This window comes from Enterobacter quasiroggenkampii, from assembly GCF_043972695.1.
Taxonomy (GTDB): domain Bacteria; phylum Pseudomonadota; class Gammaproteobacteria; order Enterobacterales; family Enterobacteriaceae; genus Enterobacter; species Enterobacter quasiroggenkampii.
This window is the reverse complement of record NZ_CP143745.1, coordinates 4,571,211-4,594,468: the sequence shown is the minus strand read 5'-3', so window position 1 is coordinate 4,594,468 and position 23,258 is coordinate 4,571,211. Positions and strand designations below refer to the sequence as shown.

Annotated in this window: 20 protein-coding genes and 1 riboswitch; of the genes, 10 read left to right on the top strand and 10 right to left on the bottom strand. The window is 57.2% G+C overall.

Annotated features, from left to right (window positions below; translation table 11 throughout):
- Positions 1-20: 20 nt before the first annotated feature.
- On the bottom strand, positions 21-641 hold the full coding sequence (locus V1572_RS21830; RefSeq protein ID WP_025912514.1) for a TIGR04211 family SH3 domain-containing protein: 621 nt from the start codon (positions 639-641) through the stop codon (positions 21-23).
- A gap of 229 nt (positions 642-870) precedes the next feature.
- Here V1572_RS21830 and V1572_RS21825 point away from each other — a divergent pair, with 229 nt between their 5' ends.
- From V1572_RS21825 to hldE, 3 genes are read left to right on the top strand one after another with little or no spacing between them, the layout of a single operon-like run.
- The gene (locus tag V1572_RS21825; protein ID WP_262780096.1) at positions 871-2,172 is read left to right on the top strand and encodes an inorganic triphosphatase; all 1,302 of its coding nucleotides are present in this window, start codon (positions 871-873) and stop codon (positions 2,170-2,172) included.
- Positions 2,173-2,193: 21 nt separating this feature from the next.
- Positions 2,194-5,049 (top strand): bifunctional [glutamate--ammonia ligase]-adenylyl-L-tyrosine phosphorylase/[glutamate--ammonia-ligase] adenylyltransferase, encoded by a 2,856-nt coding sequence (gene glnE, locus V1572_RS21820; RefSeq protein WP_395299583.1) that lies wholly within the window; start codon positions 2,194-2,196, stop codon positions 5,047-5,049.
- Between the two features lie 40 nt (positions 5,050-5,089).
- On the top strand, positions 5,090-6,520 hold the full coding sequence (hldE, locus tag V1572_RS21815) for a bifunctional D-glycero-beta-D-manno-heptose-7-phosphate kinase/D-glycero-beta-D-manno-heptose 1-phosphate adenylyltransferase HldE (RefSeq protein ID WP_003862540.1): 1,431 nt from the start codon (positions 5,090-5,092) through the stop codon (positions 6,518-6,520).
- A 115-nt stretch (positions 6,521-6,635) separates the two neighbouring features.
- Here hldE and ubiK read toward each other — a convergent pair whose 3' ends face one another.
- A complete protein-coding gene (ubiK, locus tag V1572_RS21810) occupies positions 6,636-6,932 on the bottom strand; it encodes a ubiquinone biosynthesis accessory factor UbiK (protein WP_008502963.1) in 297 nt (98 codons plus the stop codon).
- A 119-nt stretch (positions 6,933-7,051) separates the two neighbouring features.
- Positions 7,052-7,202, top strand: a riboswitch (FMN riboswitch).
- Between the two features lie 106 nt (positions 7,203-7,308).
- Between ubiK and ribB the strand changes: the two genes are divergently transcribed.
- Positions 7,309-7,962: a 3,4-dihydroxy-2-butanone-4-phosphate synthase gene (gene ribB, locus V1572_RS21805; protein ID WP_028017147.1), complete on the top strand. Its 654-nt coding sequence runs from the start codon at positions 7,309-7,311 to the stop codon at positions 7,960-7,962.
- 44 nt (positions 7,963-8,006) lie between these two features.
- Here ribB and V1572_RS21800 read toward each other — a convergent pair whose 3' ends face one another.
- From V1572_RS21800 to zupT, 5 genes are all read right to left on the bottom strand, one after another.
- The gene (locus tag V1572_RS21800; RefSeq protein ID WP_048028985.1) at positions 8,007-9,068 is read right to left on the bottom strand and encodes a type 1 fimbrial protein; all 1,062 of its coding nucleotides are present in this window, start codon (positions 9,066-9,068) and stop codon (positions 8,007-8,009) included.
- Positions 9,052-9,810 (bottom strand): molecular chaperone, encoded by a 759-nt coding sequence (locus V1572_RS21795; protein ID WP_069719954.1) that lies wholly within the window; start codon positions 9,808-9,810, stop codon positions 9,052-9,054. The genes V1572_RS21800 and V1572_RS21795 overlap by 17 nt, the downstream gene beginning before the upstream one ends.
- A gap of 9 nt (positions 9,811-9,819) precedes the next feature.
- Positions 9,820-12,264: a fimbria/pilus outer membrane usher protein gene (locus V1572_RS21790; protein WP_395299582.1), complete on the bottom strand. Its 2,445-nt coding sequence runs from the start codon at positions 12,262-12,264 to the stop codon at positions 9,820-9,822.
- Between the two features lie 74 nt (positions 12,265-12,338).
- Entirely contained in the window at positions 12,339-12,899 is a 561-nt protein-coding gene (locus tag V1572_RS21785; protein WP_045909983.1) for a fimbrial protein, read from the bottom strand.
- Positions 12,900-13,230: 331 nt separating this feature from the next.
- Positions 13,231-14,004 carry a zinc transporter ZupT gene (gene zupT / locus V1572_RS21780; RefSeq protein WP_045909982.1) on the bottom strand — a complete coding sequence of 258 codons (774 nt, stop codon included), beginning with the start codon at positions 14,002-14,004 and terminating at the stop codon, positions 13,231-13,233.
- Positions 14,005-14,200: 196 nt separating this feature from the next.
- Here zupT and ygiD point away from each other — a divergent pair, with 196 nt between their 5' ends.
- Positions 14,201-14,989: a 4,5-DOPA dioxygenase extradiol gene (gene ygiD, locus V1572_RS21775; RefSeq protein WP_032653440.1), complete on the top strand. Its 789-nt coding sequence runs from the start codon at positions 14,201-14,203 to the stop codon at positions 14,987-14,989.
- A 79-nt stretch (positions 14,990-15,068) separates the two neighbouring features.
- Here the strand turns inward: ygiD and V1572_RS21770 are convergent, their stop codons facing one another.
- From V1572_RS21770 to tolC, 3 genes are all read right to left on the bottom strand, one after another.
- Positions 15,069-16,229 (bottom strand): glutathionylspermidine synthase family protein, encoded by a 1,161-nt coding sequence (locus V1572_RS21770; RefSeq protein WP_111967464.1) that lies wholly within the window; start codon positions 16,227-16,229, stop codon positions 15,069-15,071.
- Between the two features lie 2 nt (positions 16,230-16,231).
- Complete coding sequence (locus tag V1572_RS21765; RefSeq protein ID WP_045909980.1) at positions 16,232-16,900, bottom strand: DUF1190 family protein; 669 nt, start codon at positions 16,898-16,900, stop codon at positions 16,232-16,234.
- A 194-nt stretch (positions 16,901-17,094) separates the two neighbouring features.
- Complete coding sequence (gene tolC, locus V1572_RS21760) at positions 17,095-18,573, bottom strand: outer membrane channel protein TolC (RefSeq protein WP_045909979.1); 1,479 nt, start codon at positions 18,571-18,573, stop codon at positions 17,095-17,097.
- Between the two features lie 204 nt (positions 18,574-18,777).
- On the opposite strand from tolC, the gene nudF reads away from it, so the two are divergent.
- From nudF to parE, 5 genes are read left to right on the top strand one after another with little or no spacing between them, the layout of a single operon-like run.
- Positions 18,778-19,410 carry an ADP-ribose diphosphatase gene (gene nudF / locus V1572_RS21755; RefSeq protein ID WP_024906492.1) on the top strand — a complete coding sequence of 211 codons (633 nt, stop codon included), beginning with the start codon at positions 18,778-18,780 and terminating at the stop codon, positions 19,408-19,410.
- Positions 19,407-19,829, top strand: a complete 423-nt coding sequence (locus tag V1572_RS21750) for a DUF1249 family protein (protein ID WP_003862516.1) — start codon at positions 19,407-19,409, stop codon at positions 19,827-19,829. The genes nudF and V1572_RS21750 overlap by 4 nt, the downstream gene beginning before the upstream one ends.
- 27 nt (positions 19,830-19,856) lie before the next feature.
- The gene (cpdA, locus tag V1572_RS21745) at positions 19,857-20,684 is read left to right on the top strand and encodes a 3',5'-cyclic-AMP phosphodiesterase (protein WP_045909978.1); all 828 of its coding nucleotides are present in this window, start codon (positions 19,857-19,859) and stop codon (positions 20,682-20,684) included.
- Complete coding sequence (gene yqiA / locus V1572_RS21740; protein ID WP_008502976.1) at positions 20,684-21,265, top strand: esterase YqiA; 582 nt, start codon at positions 20,684-20,686, stop codon at positions 21,263-21,265. The genes cpdA and yqiA overlap by 1 nt, the downstream gene beginning before the upstream one ends.
- Positions 21,266-21,293: 28 nt before the next feature.
- Positions 21,294-23,186: a DNA topoisomerase IV subunit B gene (gene parE / locus V1572_RS21735; RefSeq protein ID WP_014833290.1), complete on the top strand. Its 1,893-nt coding sequence runs from the start codon at positions 21,294-21,296 to the stop codon at positions 23,184-23,186.
- The last annotated feature ends 72 nt before the right edge of the window (positions 23,187-23,258 follow it).

Sequence of the window (23,258 nt, the reverse complement as noted above, 5' to 3'; positions counted from 1 at the left end):
AGTCTGGCAGAGAAGACGAATTAGTTCATCCAGCGATCTTTACGCTTACGGCTTGGGATCAGGTGCGGCAGAACCAGACCCAGCACCAGACCGACGCCCAGCACGCCGCCGCCATACATAAACCACTGCATGATGATGGTGCGCTGTTTGTCATCGAGCTGCAGGTTGGCGGCATTCACTTTCTTCTGCGCGACAATCAGCTCGTTTTTCAGCTTCTGGTTCTCTTCTTTCAGCCCGTTAATCACACCGTCGCTCTGCGCCACTTTCTGCTGCATTTCGGCGGTACGCTGGTTCCAGGTTCCGTCGATGTTGTTCAGCTTGTCGGTCAGGGTTTTCACCTGATTTTCCAGATCCGGCACGCGGGTGCGCAGGCTTGGCACGGTGCTCAGCTCTTTCAGCGGGATCCAGGACGTACGGCCAGAGCTGTCGCGAACCTGACCGTAGTTGGTGTCCGCGTTGGTCTGTAACAGGGTGACTTCCTCGCCGGCATTGACCGTGCCCACGAGGCGATAATTATCTCCGGGGCCACTGCGTACCCAGGTGTTCAGTTCGTCAGAAACGTAACGCTTCTCTTCAGCGTGCACGGCTGTTGCGGCGCTAAAAGCGAGTAAAGTAAGTCCAATCAGGCGTAATTTAAGCATCATTAGTCGTTATTTTCATAAATAGTGGAACGATAGTAGTGGCAACAGTGTCTCTACGCAAAGCATTCGTCAGCAATCAGAATCATCTGTGTCACGACTCTGGACATTTACGCCCGACAAATTGCTCATTGCATGGCAATTTGGCGCAAAATACTATGTACTGACAAACAAATGGCGAGGAAGTTCGCCCTCATTGACGCGTCTGTGACGCCCGCAAAAGTACAAGGCTATGGCTCAGGAAATCGAATTAAAATTTATCGTCGAAAAAGACAGCGTTGACGCACTCCGCCAGCATCTGCATACGCTCTCCGGCGAACACCATGCACCGGTACAACTGCTTAATATCTATTACGAAACGCCGGACAACTGGCTGCGCCGCCACGATATGGGGCTGCGCATCCGTGGCGCGAGCGGGCGCTACGAGATGACGATGAAAATTGCCGGCCGCGTGGTCGGCGGGTTACATCAGCGTCCGGAATACAATATCGACATCAGTCAGCCAGAACTTGAGCTCGAACGCTTCCCGGCGGACGTCTGGCCGGAAGGCGAGCTGCCTGCCACGCTGGCAGAACAGGTGCAGCCGCTGTTCAGCACCGATTTCTGGCGCGAGAAATGGCTGGTGACGGAAGGTAAAAGCCGCATCGAAATCGCTCTCGATCTCGGTGAGGTGAAGACGGGAGAGTTCCAGGAACCCATTTGTGAACTGGAGCTTGAACTGCTGGAAGGGGACGCGAATGACGTGCTGAAGCTGGCGCGCAGGCTGGTGAGTCAGTCCGGACTGCGTCAGGGAAGCCTGAGTAAAGCCGCGCGGGGTTACCATCTGGCGGCCGGAAATGCGCCGCGCGTCCTGAAAGAGACGACCATTTTGCGCGTTGCGCCGAAAGCCAGCGTTGAGCAGGGGCTGGAAGCCGCGCTGGAGCTGGCGCTTTCGCAGTGGCAGTACCACGAAGAGCTGTGGGTGCGAAATGTGAAAAACGCTAAATCTCACGTTCTCGCGGCGATTGCCCTGGTGCGCCATACCCTTGCGCTGTTCGGCGGTATCGTTCCTCGCAAAGCTAGCGCTCACTTACGTGATCTACTGACGCAAACCGAAACGCTGATGCTCTCGGACGTCTCGGCGCAAACGGCGATTTACAGCCCGCAAGCCGCTTCGGCAAAACTGGCGCTGACCGAGTTTCTGGTCACGCGCGGCTGGCGCGCCTTCCTGGATGCGAAAGCCGAGGCCAAAATCGCGGAAAACTTTAAGCGTTTCGCGGACATTCATCTTTCCCGCCATGCCGCTGAACTGAAGAGCACCTTTGCGTATCCGCTCGGCGATAAGTATGGCGATCAGCTTCCCCGTCTTTCGCGCAACATCGACAGCATGCTGCTCCTTTCCGGTGCCTACGACGGGCCACAGGCGCAGGCGTGGCTGGAAAACTGGCAGGGGCTGAAGCATGCCATCGAAACCCGTCAGCATATTGAAATTGAGCATTTCCGTAATGAGGCCATTTCGCAGGAGCCGTACTGGCTGCACAGCGGAAAACGTTAACTCTGGCAAGGAACCCCTAGAATGCCGCTTTCTTCACCGTTACAGCAGCAGTGGCAGACCGTTTTCGAACGTCTGCCTGAGTCATTACCGGCGTCATCGTTAAGCGAGCAGGCGAAAAGCGTACTCGCCTTCAGTGATTTTGTGCAGGAAAGCATCGCCGTCTACCCGGACTGGCTGGCTGAGCTTGAGAACGCACCGCCGCAGGCGGACGAGTGGCGGCATTATGCCGGCTGGCTGCAGGCCGCGCTTGAAGACGTCGCGGATGAGGCGACGCTGATGCGCGTCCTGCGTCAGTTCCGCCGTCGTGTGATGGTGCGCATTGCCTGGGCGCAGGCGCTAGAGCTGGTGAGTGAAGAGAGTACGTTGCAGCAGTTAAGCGAGCTGGCGCAGACGTTGATTGTCGCCGCGCGCGACTGGCTCTACGCCGCCTGCTGTAAAGAGTGGGGCACGCCGTGCAGCGAGGAAGGGGTTCCTCAGCCGCTGTTGATTCTGGGGATGGGCAAGCTGGGCGGTTGCGAGCTGAACTTTTCCTCCGATATCGACCTGATTTTCGCCTGGCCTGAGAACGGCTCCACACGCGGCGGCCGTCGCGAGCTGGACAACGCCCAGTTCTTTACCCGTCTCGGTCAGCGCCTGATTAAGGCGCTGGATCAGCCGACGCAGGACGGCTTTGTTTACCGTGTGGACATGCGCCTGCGTCCGTTTGGCGACAGCGGCCCGCTGGTGCTGAGCTTTGCCGCGCTGGAGGACTACTACCAGGAGCAGGGGCGCGACTGGGAGCGTTATGCGATGGTCAAAGCGCGGATCATGGGCGACAGCGATGACGCCTACGCCAACGAGCTGCGTGCCATGCTGCGCCCGTTCGTGTTCCGTCGCTATATCGACTTCAGCGTCATCCAGTCTCTGCGCAATATGAAAGGGATGATTGCCCGTGAGGTTCGCCGTCGTGGGCTGAAGGACAACATCAAGCTTGGCGCGGGTGGTATTCGCGAAATCGAATTTATCGTCCAGGTCTTCCAGTTGATTCGCGGCGGGCGCGAGCCGTCGCTACAATCCCGCTCGCTGCTCCCGACGCTGAGCGCCATCGAGCAGCTTCACCTGCTGCCGGACGGCGACGCGAAAACCCTGCGCGAGGCCTATCTGTTCCTGCGTCGTCTGGAAAACCTGCTGCAAAGCATCAACGACGAACAGACCCAGACCCTGCCGGGGGATGACCTTAACCGGGCGCGTCTGGCCTGGGGCATGCGCGTGGACGACTGGTCAACGCTGACCGAACGGCTCGATGCCCACATGGCAGGCGTGCGCCGCATCTTTAACGAACTGATTGGTGATGATGAAAGTGAATCGCAGGACGATGCGCTTTCCGAGCACTGGCGCGAGCTGTGGCAGGACGCGCTCCAGGAAGATGACACCACGCCGGTGCTGACGCATTTAACCGACGACGCGCGCCATCGCGTGGTGGCGCTGATTGCCGATTTCCGTCTTGAGCTGAACAAGCGCGCCATCGGCCCGCGCGGTCGACAGGTGCTGGATCACCTGATGCCGCACCTGCTGAGCGAGGTCTGCTCGCGGGCGGATGCGCCGGTGCCGCTGTCGCGCATGATGCCGCTGCTGAGCGGGATCATCACGCGCACCACGTACCTTGAACTTTTGAGCGAGTTTCCGGGGGCTCTCAAGCACCTGATTACGCTCTGCGCCGCCTCCCCGATGGTGGCCAACAAGCTGGCGCGCTATCCGCTGCTGCTGGATGAGCTGCTCGACCCGAATACCCTGTATCAACCCACGGCGACGGATGCCTACCGGGACGAGCTGCGTCAGTATCTGCTGCGCGTGCCGGAAGAGGACGAAGAGCAGCAGCTGGAGGCGCTGCGCCAGTTTAAGCAGGCCCAGATGCTGCGCGTGGCGGCGGCGGACATCGCTGGAACGCTGCCGGTGATGAAAGTGAGCGATCACTTAACCTGGCTCGCGGAGGCGATCATCGACGCGGTCGTGCAGCAGGCGTGGGTGCAGATGGTGGCCCGCTACGGCCAGCCGAAGCACCTTGCTGATCGTGAGGGGCGAGGCTTTGCCGTGGTCGGTTACGGCAAGCTCGGCGGCTGGGAGCTGGGATACAGCTCCGATCTGGATTTAATCTTCCTGCACGACTGCCCGGTTGACGTGATGACCGACGGCGAGCGTGAGATTGACGGGCGTCAGTTCTATCTGCGCCTGGCCCAGCGCATTATGCACCTGTTCAGCACCCGCACCTCGTCGGGCATTTTGTATGAAGTCGATGCGCGCCTGCGTCCGTCCGGTGCGGCGGGCATGCTGGTCACCTCAACGGAATCCTTCGCCGATTACCAGAAGAATGAAGCCTGGACGTGGGAGCATCAGGCGCTGGTGCGCGCCCGCGTGGTGTATGGCGATCCGCAGCTCAAAACGCAGTTCGATGCCATTCGTAAGGACGTCATGACCACCCCGCGCGAGGGCAATACGCTGCAGACCGAAGTGCGCGAGATGCGCGAGAAAATGCGCGCACACCTGGGTAATAAACACCGCGATCGCTTTGATATCAAAGCCGACGAGGGCGGGATTACCGATATTGAGTTCATTACCCAGTATCTGGTGCTGCTCCACGCGCACGACAAGCCGAAGCTGACCCGCTGGTCCGATAACGTGCGCATTCTGGAACTGCTGGCGCAAAACGACATCATGGACGAGCAGGAGGCGCAGGCCTTAACCCGCGCCTACACGACGCTGCGCGACGAGCTTCACCACCTGGCGCTACAGGAGCAGCCGGGCCACGTGGCGCTGGACTGTTTTGTCGCAGAACGCGCTCAGGTAACGGCCAGCTGGCAGAAGTGGCTGGTGGAACCGTGCGTAACAAATCAAGTGTGATATTATCGCGCGCAAATTGTGAATCTTTCTGGAGTCAGGAATGAAAGTAACACTGCCAGAGTTTGAACGTGCTGGAGTAATGGTTGTTGGGGATGTGATGCTGGATCGCTACTGGTATGGACCGACCAGCCGCATCTCTCCGGAAGCACCGGTACCGGTGGTTAAGGTAGACACCATTGAAGAGCGTCCCGGCGGCGCGGCAAACGTGGCGATGAACATAGCCTCTCTGGGCGCGCACTCGCGTCTGGTTGGCCTGACCGGTATCGACGATGCGGCGCGCGCGCTGAGCAAGTCGCTGGCGGACGTGAACGTGAAGTGCGACTTCGTTTCTGTTCCGACCCACCCAACCATCACCAAGCTGCGCGTGCTGTCACGCAACCAGCAGCTGATCCGCCTCGACTTTGAAGAAGGGTTCGAAGGCGTTGATCCCGAGCCGCTGCACGAGCGCATTAACCAGGCGTTGGGCAATATCGGCGCGCTGGTGCTGTCCGACTATGCGAAAGGCGCGCTGGCCAGCGTGCAGACGATGATCCAGCTGGCGCGTAAGGCCAGCGTACCGGTGCTGATCGACCCGAAAGGCACCGACTTTGAGCGCTATCGCGGCGCAACCCTGCTGACGCCAAACCTCTCCGAGTTTGAAGCGGTGGCGGGCAAATGCAAAACCGAGGAAGAGCTGGTTGAACGCGGCATGAAGATCATTGCTGACTTCGAGCTCTCTGCGCTGCTGGTGACCCGCTCCGAGCAGGGGATGACGCTGCTGCAGCCAGGCAAGGCGCCGCTGCATATGCCAACCCAGGCGCAGGAAGTGTACGACGTGACCGGTGCCGGTGATACGGTGATCGGCGTGCTGGCGGCGACGCTGGCCGCGGGTAACTCTCTGGAAGAGGCGTGTTACTTCGCTAACGCCGCGGCGGGTGTGGTCGTCGGTAAACTCGGTACCTCAACCGTGTCCCCAATCGAGCTGGAAAACGCGGTGCGCGGCCGTGCGGACACCGGTTTCGGTGTGATGACCGAAGACGAGCTTAAAGTGGCTGTCGCCGCCGCGCGCAAGCGCGGTGAGAAAGTGGTAATGACCAACGGTGTGTTCGACATTCTGCACGCGGGCCATGTCTCCTATCTGGCGAATGCGCGCAAGCTGGGCGATCGTCTGATTGTGGCAGTGAACAGCGATGCGTCGACCAAACGTCTGAAGGGTGAAACGCGTCCGGTGAACCCGCTGGAGCAGCGTATGATCGTGCTCGGCGCGCTGGAAGCCGTGGACTGGGTGGTGTCGTTTGAAGAAGACACGCCGCAGCGCCTGATTGCCGGTATTCTGCCGGACCTGCTGGTGAAAGGCGGGGATTACAAGCCAGAGCAAATCGCGGGCAGCGAAGAGGTCTGGGCCAACGGCGGCGAAGTGATGGTGCTCAACTTTGAGGACGGGTGCTCAACCACCAACATCATCAAGAAGATCCAGAAAGACAGTCAGTAAAAAACGGGCCTGTTGGCCCGTTTTTTTATGTCGGGTGGCGGCTGCGCCTTACCCGACCTACGCGTTCATGTAGGCCCGGTAAGGCGTAGCCGCCACCGGGCACAACAGGCCGCACTTACTCCTGGTTATCCACCGGCGGAATGGCCGGCGCTGGCTTCACTTCTTCCGGCGCATTGCGGTTTTCCAGCTCGGTCAGACGCTGTTCCAGCAGTGCCAGCTTCTCGCGGGTGCGCAGCAGAACCTGCGTCTGCACGTCAAACTCTTCGCGGCTGACTAGATCAAGGCGAACCAACTGCGCCTGCAGCGTCTGGCGGATTTTCTTCTCAACGTCATCACCAAATTCACGAATGCCTTTCGGCATGGATTCATGAACCTGACGCGCAATTTGCTCAATTTTCTTCGGGTCAATCATTGTCGTTTCCCTTGATGGAAAGGTGTCAGTGTCCATTGTAGCGCGTCATGCCCGGGGTAAACAAAATTGTTTGATGCTTATGCATTGCCCAGGATAATCAATAGCGTTATAGTTATCTCGCTTATTCTCAGGGCGGGGCGAAATTCCCCACCGGCGGTAAATCAGCTTAACGCTGAAAGCCCGCGAGCGCTTTGGGTGAATTCTCAAAGGTCAGCAGATCCGGTGTAATTCCGGGGCCGACGGTTAGAGTCCGGATGGGAGAGAGTAACGATCCAGTCGGGCATGGGCCCGCTCACGTTATCTTTTTGCCGCTTATACGGCGCTCCTAAGACTGCCCTGATTCTGGTAACCATAATGTTAATGAGGTTTTTTTACCATGAATCAGACGCTACTTTCCTCTTTTGGCACTTCAACTCAACGTGTTGAACATGCACTGGATGCACTGCGCGAAGGCCGCGGTGTGATGGTGCTTGACGATGAAAACCGTGAAAACGAAGGCGACATGATTTTCGCCGCCGAAAACATGACCGTTGAACAGATGGCGCTGACCATCCGTCACGGCAGCGGCATCGTATGCCTGTGTATTACCGAAGATCGTCGTAAGCAGCTCGAGCTGCCGATGATGGTCGAAAACAACACCAGCGCCTTTGGTACCGGATTTACCGTGACCATTGAAGCGGCGCATGGCGTGACCACCGGTGTGTCTGCGGCTGACCGTCTGACCACCGTACGTGCCGCCATTGCTGATGATGCGAAGCCCTCCGATCTGCATCGTCCAGGCCACGTCTTCCCACTGCGCGCGCAGGCGGGCGGCGTTCTGACCCGCGGCGGCCACACCGAAGCGACCATCGATCTGGTGACGCTGGCGGGCTTCAAACCTGCGGGCGTGCTGTGTGAACTGACCAACGATGACGGCACCATGGCGCGCGCGCCGGAGTGCATCACCTTTGCGCGTCTGCACAACATGCCGGTGGTCACGATTGAAGATCTGGTCGAGTACCGCCAGGCGCACGAGCGCAAAGCCAGCTGAAACTGCTGATGTAAAAAAGCCGGGGAAACCCGGCTTTTTTACGATTAGTGGTAGTTAATTTTGAACAGCACCACGGTTTCAAATGGTCCGGACTGGATCGCCTTTCCCGGCACCGGCGTCAGCTCAGCGGTATAGGTCTGTTCGTACTGCAACGTACTGCCGGTAAAATCGGCATACTCTTCGTATCGGTTAAAGGTGTAGGGCTGCGTTCCGTTAAGGATGCGTAATTTCAGGCCGTTACCGATGAGCAGGGCGGTATCTTCTTCGCTCAGCGTCTCGTTCGTATAGAACGACGAATCCATTTTAAACCCATCGGAACACTCGGCGTCCTGTATCTTGGTCGTTCTGACCGAGAACGTGCGCGTTCGCTTTCCCTGATTCATTATGTCGCGAGCGCTGAACGTACCAAAATCAATCTCCTGATTTTCCGGATAGATGCTGAAGGTCGCCCCGCAGTCCAGCACGGTGATATTGTTCAGGCCATTAATATGATACTTCAGGTTTTTCGCGTCGGACATCTGGTTGACGCCGCCCTTGCCGTCGAACTGCACCACGATATAGTCCCCGAGCGTGCTGACGTAGCCGTGCGGCGGCATGACCTTGATTCTGACGTACAGACGAAAGCGCACGATGAACGTGCGTGAGGTGTGAATGTCGTTCGCATTGCCGGAACAGATGCGGTTCTCCCAGCCCATTTGCTGGATTTGGGCGGGGGTATAGATAGTGATCTGTTTGTTATCAAGGCACTGGGAGGTATCAACCCCGTTGGGTTGCCCCGTCGCATCGTAGTCAATCCCTTCATAGGTTACGCCGAGCTCGTAGTAGGGATCGGACGCCGACGGGTAGGGGTTAACCCAGGCGTAGATGTCCTCTTTTTCAAAATTACTGGTGGTGTTGTGGTCGCAGGTCACAGGGACTTTGATATCGTCAGATTCCCATATCTTTTCCCCCACCTGCGCGTTGCTGGGAATGGCAAAAGGCGAGATCGTTTTTGTCTCCTCGACGGGCCCGCCGGAAACACCGAGATAGCAGTCAAGCGCCAGCGCCTCTCTGACGGGCAGCAGGGCGAGCAGCAGCAAAAACAGACAATTAGCGAGCTTGCGCATTGTTTTGACCCTTCCGCTCGCTGAGCTGGCATGGCGCCTTACCCGCACAGGTAACGTCCACTTTTTTCAGCGCGCCGTAATCATCAATGTAACCCACGCTGTAGTAGCTCCCGTGGTAGTCGCCGGTAGAGGTGGACGCCGTGGCAAACGGAGCAATCATCAGGCTGTCGAAGCCCGGCAGCTGGGTTTTCGCATTTTTACTCAGCCACGCGAGGGTGATGTAATAGGGCGTGGGGTTATGTACGCTGAGCCCCGTTGCGGTGGCGGTAATTTCCATGCGCATTTCGCTTTGATCACCCGGCTTTTTGGTGATGGCTTTTGGCCGCCAGAACAGCTTAATGCGGCTCTGCATGGCCACTTGCATAACGCTGCGCGCCTCGCTGGCGCCGCTTTTGGGTGGAACTTCGCGCAGGTTGAAGTAAAACAGCGACTCTCTGTCCTTCGGCAACTGCCCAACCGCCGCCTGCTTCACAATTCTGACCTGCGATGACGCGCCCGCTTCAATACGCTGAATGGGCGGCAGCGCCATGAAGTGGCTGTCCTCTTTGCGCCCGTTTTCGTCTTCAATCCAGGAAAGCGCCAGGTAGGGTAAGGTTTTGCTCTGGTTATCGACTTTCAGGCTGCTTGCCTTGTCCCCTTCGGGAAAAACGATCCGCGTGCGGTCCAGGTTAATGGCGGCATGCGCGTTCAATGCGGTGCCGAGCAACATCAGGCTCAGGGCCTTGAGTGGGGTGAGTTTCATCATGGTTTCTTACTGGCAAGGCAGCATGAGCTGCATACTGTTTTCAAGGTGAGAAGGTAACGAGAAGCGACACTGTTGGTTGTCTCCCCACGTGACCAGGAACTGTTGCTCAGGCTGGACGGCGCCCAGCCAGACGCGGCCCTCCTCGGCGACCATGCCGACCTGCAGGCCGTTATCCTGCAGGCGGACCAGGGCGCCGAGCGGCGGTGTCCCGGAAGGCGTTCGCAAAATGCCGGCAATATCGTTACCGGCTCGGGTCGCGATTTGACGATAGCCGATGGCGCCTTCTGTCCAGGTGGAGGTGACCACCCGCGTATCGACGTCAACGCCGTCAGGCAAATTGTTCATGTTGACCCGCACGCTGGCCGGGGTATAGCTGGAAAACGACGGCAGAACGCCGATACCCGACGCGTTGGTTTCGTCATGCGATACGTTCAGCGGGATATGGCCCACGCCGTCAGTGCTGACCATGACGCGTGGCTCATTGCCGTAGCTGCGACGGTGCAAGGCAAACCCTTTCGCCGTCCCGGTAAACGATCCGTTCCAGCTGGCGCTCATTGAGTTGTACTCATTCGCCTTATAGCTGCCCGAGACGTTGAGATCCCCCAGCGAAGAATAGTGCTGATAGTTTCCGCTGAACTGTGCGCCCGCATCGGCTTTTTCGCTCTCGGTGCCAGCAGAGACGCCCCAGGTATTGTTCCGGTCAGAGGTGTCGTACCAGGAGACGCTCTGGCTCAGGCTGTCGCCGTTGCGCAGGTCGTAGTTCAGGCGATGGTCAGGATCGAGCGGCACGCTCAGCGAGAGATAAAACTGGTTATCGTCCTCTTCATCATCTTCGTAATGGGTTCTGCTCAGCGACAGGGTCAGGCCAAGGTTTTTCCAGCGGCCAACGTCGAAGTTATAGCCTGCGGTGACGCTGCCGGTCGTGGAAGGCGAGTCGTCCCACCAGGTTTGGCGCAGCATGCTCAGATAAAGGTTTAGCGAGAGGGCCGATATGTACTGACTGGCGGTGACACTGAGGGTCTGTTTTTCCGTCTGGCTGTCGCTGTTGTCGTTATCCAGATAGCGCGCATAGCTCAGGAACTGACGGTCCGAGTAGCGGTAGCTCGCCAGCGTAAGCTGGCTACCGGTGGTGTCGAACCGTTTACTGTAGTTAAAACGGTAGCTGTAGCCCGTCTGCGGATCCGCGCCCGGCAGCTGGCTGGTGGCCCGGGTGATATCAAACGAGAGCGCGCCCAGATACGCCATGTTTTGTCCCAGCCCGGCGGCCAGGGCGCGGTAGTGGTCACCATCGGCCAGCGTTCCGCCATAGAGCGAGGTTTGCGACAGCATGCCCCAGGAAAACTCGCCGCTCATGAAGGTACTGTCCTCAACGTCATGCGATGCGTCCTTTCGCGGCTTGCCTGCCGCCAGCTTGTAGCGAACCTGGCCCTGACGCGTCAGGAAGGGAACGGATTCGGCGGAGACCTGGAACGTACTCACCCGGCCATCTTCTTCCGTCACCTTCACGTCGAGCGTGCCCTGCACCGACTGGTTGAGATCCTGAATGATGAACGGGCCCGGCGGGACTTTTGTTTGATAGATGACCCTGTCGGCGAGGCTTACGGTGACCGTCGCGTTGGTTTGGGCAATACCGGAGATTTGTGGCGCATAGCCGCGCAGTGACCACGGCAGCATGCGCTCATCGCTGATAAGCGACGCGCCGGTGTAGGTGAAGGCGTCGAAAATCGACGACTGGAAATCCGTCTCGCCGAGCGTCAGCTTTGCGCCCATGGTGGGGAGGGGGCGGAACATATAAACGCGCGAGAAGCGCCCGTTATGCTCTGAACCGCCGTCCGCGTGCGTCTGGTTGTATTGATAATCGCTGCGCAGCCGCCAGGCGCCGACGTTCGCGCCCGCCGTGCCGTAAGTGTTGGCATTATCTGAACTGCTACCGCTGTTGGGCTGGTAGTGGCTGGCAAAAAGATTGTAGTCCAGCAGGACGCCCGCCACGCCATTATCCCAGGTTGACGGGGGCATCCAGTCGGCAGAGCGGTACTGCAGCCACGCCTGGGGAATGGACACGTTTAGCGTCTGGTTTGCTTGTTCAAAGGTAAAATGAATGTCCGGTAGCGGGGCGAAGTCTATACAGCCCTCTTTTTCAGTGAGCGATTCCCGTATTTTATCCTGCAGGCCGAACGTGTCGGCCAGTTCGGCGGGAATACAGACCTGAACTGCATCATTCACTTTTTTCCACGTTAACTGCCAGCCGTTTGTTAAGGGGGTGTCATTAATTGAAACCGTAACAAAATAACGACCGGGGACGACGGAGGCGCGATCTTTAAACTGTGTTAAATCGACGCTGTTGCGCTGATCTTTATCGATGGCATTAATATTAAATTCGGTACCAGAGGCGACTTTTGTCATTAACAGGGCGGTAATGATGATTATGCATTTTGATTTATGTTTCATCATCCTGTTGCTCAAGGTAAATATAAAATGCCGACTGGCATAACGAGCCAGTCGGTAGATAACGAGGTAAATTCGAATTATTTATATGCCAGCACATAGTTTGCGGTGGCTTCAACCTGACCCGGCGTTGCCGTTTTGCCGCTCAGCACTTCCATCTGCGCCTTAAAGTGCAGCGTCTGGGTGGCGGAGCCTGCCAGCAGGGTAACTTCACTGGCGCTACCCAGGGTGATGTTCGCTTCCGCATTATCCAGCAGACGGACGCCCACGTTCTGCGCGCCGCTGGCATACGTGTTGGTCATCAGGCTGGTATCCGTTGTATCCGTGGCGGAGCTGGTGAACGTGACGTCAACTTTGGTGATCGGGGTATCGGTTTCATCGCCTGGATCGTCCAGCTGGCAGTTTTCCAGGTTGATATCTACCGCAACGGGTGACGATTTTTTATTGGCATTAATAACGGCAGTCGTAATTTCACCCAGATCGACTTCTTTATCAACGCTATCAGGAGCAATGCTGCACGGTGCATCAATCACCACCCCTTTGAATTTGATCTTGCCTGAGCCTTGTTCTGCAGCCAATGCCGAGCCAGAAATAAGCGTGGCCATTGCCACGGCTAAAAGCGCTTTTTTTCCTGTAAACATGAAAATATCCTTTTTCAGTTGAATTCATATCCTGAATATTAATCAGAATATTGCCAGGAAAGTATATCGATCTCCGGCGGGGTAATGCGATTAACCACGCTTAAAAATCATTGTAGATATAATTAAAATATAAATACGGGTTATTGTAAGTGGATGAATTTCAAGAAGTGTAAATTATAATGCCGGATGCATTGTTTAGTGTTATTACGCACAATAATGTTCAATAAAAAACTTGATTTTTTTATAAGGAAGGAGGCGGGGCGTATATTCCGTAAAAAGTTATTCCTTTAACAAATAATAGGTGCCTCCGTTTCAGGAGGCGCCCGTCACGTCAGCCAATGCCTGCGGCCTGAAGTAAGACCAGACTTAGCCCCATCACCGACATCCCGCACAGGACGCCATAGCTTGGGTTGTTGTTTGGATCGATCTCTTTCGCCAGCGGCATCAGCTCGTCTACCGACAGCGCAACCATAATCCCCGCAACCGCGGCCATAATGGCAGCCATGACGACCGGCGAAACCAGGCTACCGAGGATGAGCCAGGCCAGCACGCCGCCGAGAATTTCCGCCATGCCGGAGATTCCGGCCCAGAAGATTGCCGTGCGCTTTGAGCCCGTAGCGGCATAGACCGGACCGGCCACCGCGAGTCCTTCAGGAATATTGTGCAACGCCACCGCCAGGGCGATGCCGAGGCCCATTTCCAGGTTGCTGCTGGCGGTGACATACGTCGCCACGCCTTCCGGGAAGTTGTGCAGGCTTATGCCGAGCGTCAGCAAAATGGCGGTGCGCTTAATGTTGCGCGGCGCGGGCGCTACGTTTTTTTGCATTAAGTCCTGAGGGTGCGCGTGGGGCAACATGCGGTCGAGCGCGAAGTATCCCAGCAGGCCAACGACAAACATGCCGTAGCCCAGCAGCGGAGACATGCCTTCCGTGCCCAGCGCCGCAGGGAGCATCTCCATCAGGGAGATGAGCAGCATGATCCCGGCAGCAAAGCCCAGCGAGAAGGCCAGCACGCGGTTTGATGGCTTTTGACCAAGCACGCCGAGGATCGCGCCGATGAACGTCGCGGCGCCCGCCAGTATGGTCAGGATCAGAGGGACTGACATGCATTGCTCCTTATGATAATGATTCTCATTAATATAAATGATTCATTTCTGGCAAAGCGAGGGGCGAACCCCGGCTTTACACATTCCTTACATTCAAATTTCCTGATGATGATCTTCACGCTTATCTGCGTTCATCTTTGCCGGATTGCGCGTAATGTAGCACCATTAAATTGACACCTTCTGTAAGGATATCATCATGACTTCTTCCCGTATGCCAGCCCTGTTTTTAGGCCACGGCAGCCCAATGAACGTTCTGGAAGACAACGTCTATACCCGCGCATGGCGTAGCCTGGGCGAGACGCTGCCGCGTCCAAAAGCGATTGTGGTGGTATCCGCGCACTGGTTCACCCGCGGCACGGGCGTGACCGCCATGGAAGCGCCAAAGACCATTCATGATTTTGGCGGCTTCCCGCAGGCGCTGTATGACACGCACTATCCGGCCCCCGGCTCGCCTGAGCTGGCACAAAGGCTGGTGGAACTGCTGGCGCCTGTTCCGGTTGCGCTGGATAAAGAAGCCTGGGGTTTTGACCACGGCTCGTGGGGCGTGTTGATTAAAATGTATCCTGATGCGGATATCCCGATGGTGCAGCTGAGCATCGACAGCACCAAACCGGCCGCCTGGCATCTGGAGATGGGCCGTAAGCTGGCAACGCTTCGTGATGAAGGCATCATGCTGGTGGCAAGCGGCAACGTGGTGCACAACCTGCGCACGGCACGCTGGCACGGTGAGAATACGCCTTACCCGTGGGCGACCGCTTTTAATGACTACGTTAAAGCGAACCTGACCTGGCAGGGTCCGGCTGAGGCACATCCGCTGGTGAACTATCTGGATCATGAGGGCGGTTCGCTCTCTAACCCGACGCCGGAGCATTTCCTGCCGCTGCTGTACGTGCTTGGCGCGTGGGATGGCCAGGAGCCGGTGACGATCCCGGTCGACGGGATTGAGATGGGAAGCCTGAGTATGCTGTCGGTGCAGGTAGGGTGAAAACATGCCCGGTGGCGCTACGCTTACCGGGCCTACAAAACCGTAGGCCGGGTCAGGCGAAGCCGCCACCCGGCAGATCTTACTCCACAAAAATATGCGGATAGAACCGTGACAGGTCCTGCGTGATCAGCGCGCGATCTTCGCGAATGCCAATTCCAGCAGGTTGATCGTTAATGAGCCAGCTGCCAATTAGCGTATAGCTGTCGCCAAACTTCGGCAGTGGATAGAACTCCTGGACGATCATCCCTTCTTCACCGTACGGCCCTTCAACCGCTTCCAGCGTTTTACCGTTTTCGATAATCGACACGTTCGCGCCTTCGCGGGAGAAGATCGGCTTAACGACGTATTTCTCCATCTGCGGGTAATTATCTTCCGCAAAGTACGCTGGCAGCAGGTTCGGGTGGTTCGGGAACATCTCCCACAGCATCGGCAGCAGGGCCTTGTTGGAGATAATGCTCTTCCAGGCCGGTTCCAGCCAGCGCACGCCCGCGTCTTCCAGCTTGGTGGAGAACATCTCGCGCAGCATGTACTCCCACGGGTAGAGCTTGAACAGGTTGCTGATCACCTGATCCTGCATGTCCGTGAACTGACCTTTTTCACCCAGGCCGATATCCTCGATATAGAGGAACTCGGTCGCCACCTCCGCTTCGGCGGCGCAATCCTGCAGATACTGAACCGTGCCACGGTCTTCTTCCGTGTCGCGACAGCAGGCGAGATGCAGCAGGTTAAAGCCAAACTGCTCGCGCAGCTCGGCGAAGCGCTCGATCAGCTTCTCCTGCAGGCTGTTGAACTGGTCGCTGCCTTCCGGCAGGTTGCCAGCATTGGCCTGGTCTTCCAGCCAGATCCACTGGAAGAACGCCGCCTCGTACAGGGACGTTGGGGTATCGGCGTTGTTTTCCAGCAGCTTAGGCTCGCCTTTGCCGTCCCACGCCAGATCCAGGCGAGAGTAAAGCGAAGGCTGATTCGTTTTCCACGACTGGCGAACAAAGCTCCAGGTGTGCTTTGGAATGCGGAACTTGGCCATCAGTTCGTCGCTGTCGATGACTTTTTCCACCACCTTGAGGCACATCTGGTGCAGCTCGGCCGTTACCTCTTCCAGCTTCTCAACCTGGGCCAGCGTGAGCTTGTAGTAAGCGTCTTCACACCAGTACGGCTCGCCGTACATGGTGTGGAAGTTAAAGCCGTACTCGGTGGCTTTTTCGCGCCAGTCCGGACGCTCGGTAATACTGACTCGTTCCATGATCAGCCGCCCATTGAGCGAGTAGAAGAGGAGCCTGTCGCGCTGCGCTGCATGCTGGTCTGTTTCGCCACAGACTCACCGAACCCGCCGCGGGTGATGGTGCTGGTGGTCGCAGGCTTCGGCGCCATCGCCGTTTTCGGTACCGTCACGGTGCGGCCAGGGGTGGCTGCGCCGTAGCCTTTGCCGCTGGCATCGGTATATTGACCATAAGCCGGGCTGGCCGGGTTTTTCGAGCTAAACAGCGGCTGCTGCTGGTAGCCTGCACCGCCGCCCATCAGACGACCCATCATGTAACCGGCCATCAGCGGCATCCAGAAGCTGCCGCTGGACTGCGCCTGCGCCTGATTTTCTGGTGCAGTGCCGGCCTGAGCCGGTGCCTGCTGGCATTGACCTTCGCCAAACTCCGCTACGCAGTCTTCGCGTGAGGCATATTTCGGCGCGGTGCGTTCCGCTTCTTTCAGCGCGCTGGTGTAGGCCGTTTTACATTCGGCCGCTTTACCGGTGGCAGCAGAGCAGTCGTCCGCGTTTTGATACAGCGAAACCGTTTCATCGTTTTTTTCACAGCCTGCCAGCATAAAGACAGCGGTAACCGCCAGCGCAACAGGGGTGAGGTGACGTGCGTTCCAGCTCTTGCGGAACGACGCGTGATTGATCGTTTTTGTCCGTTTCATATTTGTCTTCCAGGACCCAGTGGTAATAACGCTCAGGATAGAGGATGAGTGGTTGAAAATGAAGCGAAGAGGGGCGGAATCAGGGGGATCTTTACGTTGGCTTACGTTCGGATGTGATTTTGCGCCGGGTGGCGCTGCGCTTACCCGGCCTACGATTCAGTAGGCCCGATAAGCGAAGCGCCATCGGGCAATGCTTAGTTACGGAACGGATTATTGCTCTTGCTGGCAGGCGCGGTAGTGCGCGCGGCAGCAGGCTGTGCAGCAGGGGTCGTGCCGTTAGCGTTGAAGTTATCAACCGCGGCAACCTGCTCCGGGTTCTCCGGCGCAACGCTGTCAGGAGAGGTAGAGACCGGTTTGCCCAGTGCGCTGTTCAGCATCTGCAGGTCTTGCTCGTTCAGCGTACCCAGAGCCTGCTTAATATTCAGCTGGTTAATCAGGTACTGATAACGCGCGCTGGAGAGCTGCTGTTTCGCGTTGTACAGCGTGGTGGTCGCGTCGAGCACGTCAACGATAGTACGTGTACCGACGGAGTAGCCGGCTTCCATCGCGTCCAGGGAGCTCTGTGCCGACACAACGGCCTGTTTATAGGCGTTGATGCTGCTGATTGAGGCGTTCACGTTGTTGAAGGATGAACGTACGGTCTGCACCACGTTGCGGTGGGCGCTTTCCAGCTGCTCGCTCGCGCCAACAAAGTTGTACTGCGCCTGTTTCACCTGGGAGTTGACCTGACCGCCCTGATACAGCGGCAGGGAGAAGCTCAGACCCACCTTGTTCTGGCCCATATTGCTGTCGTCATACTGGGCAGAGTTGGTCTTAGAGCCGCTATAAGTGGTGTCAGAGATGCCGGTAGAGGCGCTCAGGCTCAGGGTTGGCAGATGGCCATCCTGCGCCTGACGAATTTGCTCGCGGGCCAGGTCCTGGCTCAGACGCGCCTGCAGCAACGTCAGGTTGCGGTTTTCCGCCTCTTTCAGCAGGGCGTTAACGGCCTGCGGCTTATCCGTTTTGAAGCTGTCGACGTTCAGGGAGGCCAGCTCAGGATAGTAATTCCCGGTAACCTGACGCAGGGATTCCAGCGCGTTGTCGAGGTTGTTACGCGCGGTCACTTCGTTGGCCAGCACGGTGTCGTACTGTGAACGGGCGTTCTGCACATCGGTGATCGCCACCAGACCCACGTTGAAGCGCTGGGTGGTTTGATCTAACTGGCGGTAAATGGCCTGTTTCTGCGCTTCGGTGTAGGAGAGCGCGTCAATGGCGCTCAGCACGTTGAAGTACGCCGTGGCCGTGTTCAGGATCAGCGTCTGCTGGTCGGTCTGATAGGTCACATCCTGGATGCCTGCGCTTTTTTCCTGCAGGGTCAGGGCACGCCATTTGGACATATCAAACAGCGTCTGTGTTAATTGCAGTGAGGCGCTGGTAGCATTGGAGTTTACGCCGTTAGCGTCGCGGAAACCGTTGCTGTAGGTATAATCTGCACCTAACCCTAACTGTGGCAGCAAGGGGCTACGTGCTTCGTTAATCTTTTCAAACGCAGCATCACGATCGGCCGCTGATTTACGTAAATCAGGGTTGCCCAGACGTGCCTGCTGGTAGACCTGTAACAGGTTTTCCGCCTGGCTCATTGCACTGAAGCCCGTCAGGCTCAGGCCGATAAGGATGGGGAGCAATTTCTTCATTTGCATTCCTTGTTGTGAAGCAGTATTAGCGCTGATCTAATTAAAAAATAATTGCCGATTCTAACAGAATCATCCACACCAAAAGGTTGGCGTTACGTGCCATCTGGCGGTAATTTGCACCAATCTACCATATAGCCTTACAAACGGCAGCCAAACAGCCTTGAAATTCACAATTTCATCACCATTGCTACCAGGACTCGACTCATGCAAAAACCAGATAAGTTGCCCGTGACTTTCGCCAAAAACGATGTAGAAATTATTGCACGAGAAACGCTTTATAGCGGTTTTTTTTCAATGGATCTTTACCGTTTCAGGCATCGCCTGTTTAACGGGGAAATGAGCGGCGAAATCAGACGCGAAATTTTTGAGCGCGGGCATGCGGCAGTCTTGCTACCCTTTGACCCAGTGCGCGACGAAGTTGTGCTGGTGGAGCAGATCCGCATCGCCGCTTATGACGTCAGTGAGAGCCCGTGGCTGCTGGAGATGGTGGCCGGGATGATCGAAGAAGGCGAGTCGGTTGAGGACGTCGCCCGGCGCGAGGCGCTGGAAGAGGCGGGGCTGGTGGTCGGCCGCACAAAACCGGTGCTGAGCTATCTGGCAAGCCCGGGAGGCACCAGCGAACGCTTATCCATAATGGTGGGCGAAGTGGACGCCACGACCGCAGAAGGCATTCACGGTCTGGCTGATGAAAACGAAGATATTCGGGTTCATGTGGTAAGCCGGGAACAGGCTTACCAGTGGGTAGAAGAGGGGAAAATCGACAACGCAGCGTCTGTCATCGCCCTGCAATGGCTGCAGCTGCATTATCAGACATTACGAAACGAGTGGAAAAAATGAAGCGCTATACGCCTGACTTCCCAGAAATGATGCGCCTGTGCGAAACCAATTTCGCACAATTGCGCCGCCTGTTGCCGAGAAACGACGCACCCGGCGAAACGGTAAGCTATCAGGTGAGCAACGCGCAGTATCGATTAACGATAACAGAATCAACGCGCTACACTACGCTGGTGGAGATTGAGCAAACGGCTCCCAGCATTAGCTACTGGAGCCTGCCGTCGATGACGGTACGCCTCTATCACGACGCGATGGTCGCTGAAGTGTGTTCAAGCCAGCAGATCTTTCGCTTCAAGGCGCGGTATGATTACCCGAATAAAAAGTTGCATCAACGCGACGAAAAGCATCAAATTAACCAGTTTTTAGCCGACTGGCTAAGATATTGTTTAGCACATGGAGCAATGGCGATTCCGGTTTGTTAGCGTCATAAACCTACCTAAGGACACCATTTGGAAAGCCTGTTGAACCTGACTGTTGCTGGTGGGGCGCCAGTCAGGATATTACAAATCACCGATACCCACCTTTTTGCCGAAAAGCATGAAACGCTGCTGGGGGTGAACACCTGGGAGAGTTATCAGGCGGTACTGAGCGCCATTCACGCTGAAAACCGTGCATGCGATCTGATTGTCGCAACGGGCGATCTGGCGCAGGACCAATCTTCCGCGGCCTACCAGCATTTTGCTGAAGGCATCGCGAGCTTTAGCGTGCCCTGCGTCTGGCTGCCAGGCAACCACGATTTCCAGCCCGCCATGTACAGTTCTCTTCAGGATGCGGGGATTTCTCCGGCGAAATGTGTTTTTGCGGGTGACCAGTGGCAGATCCTACTGTTGGATAGCCAGGTGTTTGGCGTCCCGCACGGTGAGTTAAGCGAGTTTCAGCTCGACTGGCTGGAGACCAAACTGGCTGCTGAACCTGAACGTCACACGCTGCTGTTGCTTCATCATCATCCTCTGCCGGCGGGCTGTAGCTGGCTTGATCAGCACAGTCTGCGCAACTCCGCGGCGCTGGATCGCGTGCTGGCGAAGTTCCCGCGGGTGAAAAATCTGCTGTGCGGTCATATTCACCAGGAGCAGGATCTCGACTGGAACGGGCGCCGCATGCTGGCGACACCATCGACCTGCGTTCAGTTTAAGCCGCACTGCGCCAACTTTACGCTGGATACGATTGCGCCAGGCTGGCGCTGGCTGGAACTGCATGCCGACGGCACGCTGACCACGGAAGTCTGCCGTTTGACCGGCGCACAATTCCGCCCGGACACCGCTTCAGAAGGCTATTGATGTCTACGCTCCTTTATCTGCACGGATTCAACAGCTCGCCGCGCTCCGCAAAAGCGACACAGTTTCGCCAGTGGCTGAGCGAGCATCACCCCGACGTTGAGATGATTATCCCTCAGCTGCCGCCTTACCCGGCAGAAGCCGCGGAGATGCTGGAATCCATTGTGCTTGCGCACGGCGGCGAAACCTTCGGCGTGGTCGGTTCATCGCTGGGCGGGTATTACGCCACCTGGCTCTCGCAATGCTTTATGCTGCCCGCCGTGGTGGTTAATCCGGCGGTACGGCCATTTGAGCTGCTGCGGGACTTTCTTGGCGAAAACGAGAACCCCTACACCGGCCAGCAATATGTGCTAGAGTCACGCCATATTTACGATCTCAAAGTTATGCAGGTCGACCCGCTCGAGGCGCCGGATCTCATCTGGCTGCTGCAGCAGACGGGAGATGAAGTGCTGGATTACCGCCAGGCAGTGGCGTATTACGCCTCCTGCCGCCAGACTATAGAAGAGGGCGGAAACCATGCTTTCACGGGCTTTGAGAATCATTTCACCCAGATTGTCGATTTTCTTGGACTGCACAGCCACTGACAATCAATGCGAATTGCTAGTTTAAATCATGACGCAAACCTATAACGCTGATGCCATTGAGGTCCTCACCGGGCTTGAGCCGGTTCGCCGCCGCCCGGGGATGTACACCGATACGACGCGCCCAAACCATCTGGGCCAGGAAGTTATTGATAACAGTGTGGACGAAGCGCTGGCGGGCCATGCCAAACGCGTTGACGTCATCCTGCACGCCGATCAGTCGCTGGAAGTCATTGACGACGGGCGCGGCATGCCGGTGGATATCCACCCGGAAGAGGGCGTCCCGGCCGTTGAGCTGATCCTCTGTCGTCTGCATGCGGGCGGTAAGTTCTCCAACAAAAACTATCAGTTCTCCGGCGGCCTGCACGGCGTGGGGATTTCCGTCGTCAACGCCCTGTCCAAACGCGTGGAAGTGAACGTCCGTCGCGATGGTCAGGTGTACAACATCGCGTTTGAAAACGGCGAGAAGGTGCAGGATCTGCAGGTTGTCGGGACGTGCGGCAAACGCAACACCGGCACCAGCGTTCACTTCTGGCCTGACGAGAGTTTCTTCGACAGCCCGCGCTTTTCCGTTTCCCGCCTGACGCACCTGCTGAAAGCCAAAGCGGTGCTGTGCCCGGGCGTGGAAATTACCTTTAAGGATAACGTCAACAACACCGAGCAGACCTGGCGCTACGAAGATGGCCTTAATGACTATCTGTGCGAAGCGGTAAACGGCCTGCCGACGCTGCCGGAAAAACCGTTCGTCGGCAATTTCACCGGCGACACCGAAGCGGTGGACTGGGCGCTGCTGTGGCTGCCGGAAGGCGGTGAGCTGCTGACCGAAAGCTACGTTAACCTGATCCCCACCATGCTCGGCGGGACCCACGTCAACGGCCTGCGTCAGGGGCTGCTGGATGCGATGCGCGAATTCTGTGAATACCGCAATATCCTGCCGCGCGGCGTGAAGCTGTCGGCGGAAGATATCTGGGACCGCTGCGCTTATGTGCTCTCCGTGAAGATGCAGGATCCGCAGTTTGCCGGTCAGACCAAAGAGCGCCTGTCGTCACGCCAGTGCGCGGCGTTCGTTTCCGGCGTGGTGAAAGATGCGTTTACCCTGTGGCTGAACCAGAACGTTCAGGCGGCAGAAATGCTGGCTGAAATGGCGATTTCCAGCGCCCAGCGTCGTCTGCGTGCCGCGAAGAAAGTGGTGCGTAAAAAGCTGACCAGCGGCCCTGCGTTGCCGGGCAAGCTGGCAGACTGTACCGCGCAGGATCTCAACCGTACCGAACTGTTCCTCGTGGAAGGGGACTCGGCGGGCGGGTCGGCCAAGCAGGCGCGCGATCGTGAATATCAGGCGATCATGCCGCTCAAGGGTAAGATCCTGAACACCTGGGAAGTCTCGTCTGATGAAGTGCTGGCCTCGCAGGAAGTCCACGATATCTCGGTCGCGATTGGCATCGATCCGGACAGCGACGATCTGAGCCAGCTGCGCTACGGCAAGATCTGTATCCTCGCGGATGCGGACTCCGATGGTCTTCACATCGCCACGCTGCTGTGCGCGCTGTTTGTGAAGCACTTCCGCACGCTGGTGAAAAACGGTCACGTCTACGTGGCGCTGCCGCCGCTGTACCGTATCGATCTCGGCAAAGAGGTGTACTACGCGCTGACGGAAGAAGAGAAAGCGGGCGTGCTGGAACAGCTGAAGCGTAAGAAGGGTAAGCCTAACGTGCAGCGCTTTAAAGGGCTGGGCGAGATGAACCCGATGCAGCTGCGCGAAACGACGCTGGATCCGAACACGCGCCGTCTGGTGCAGCTGACGATCAGCGACGAAGACGAACAGCAGACCAACGCTATGATGGATATGCTCCTTGCCAAGAAACGTTCGGAAGACCGTCGTAACTGGCTGCAGGAGAAAGGCGATATGGCGGATATTGAGGCCTGATGCTGAAAAAGCCCTGCGATGCAGGGCTTTTTTTTGCCCGGTGGCGCTGCGCTTACCGGGCCTACGATCGAT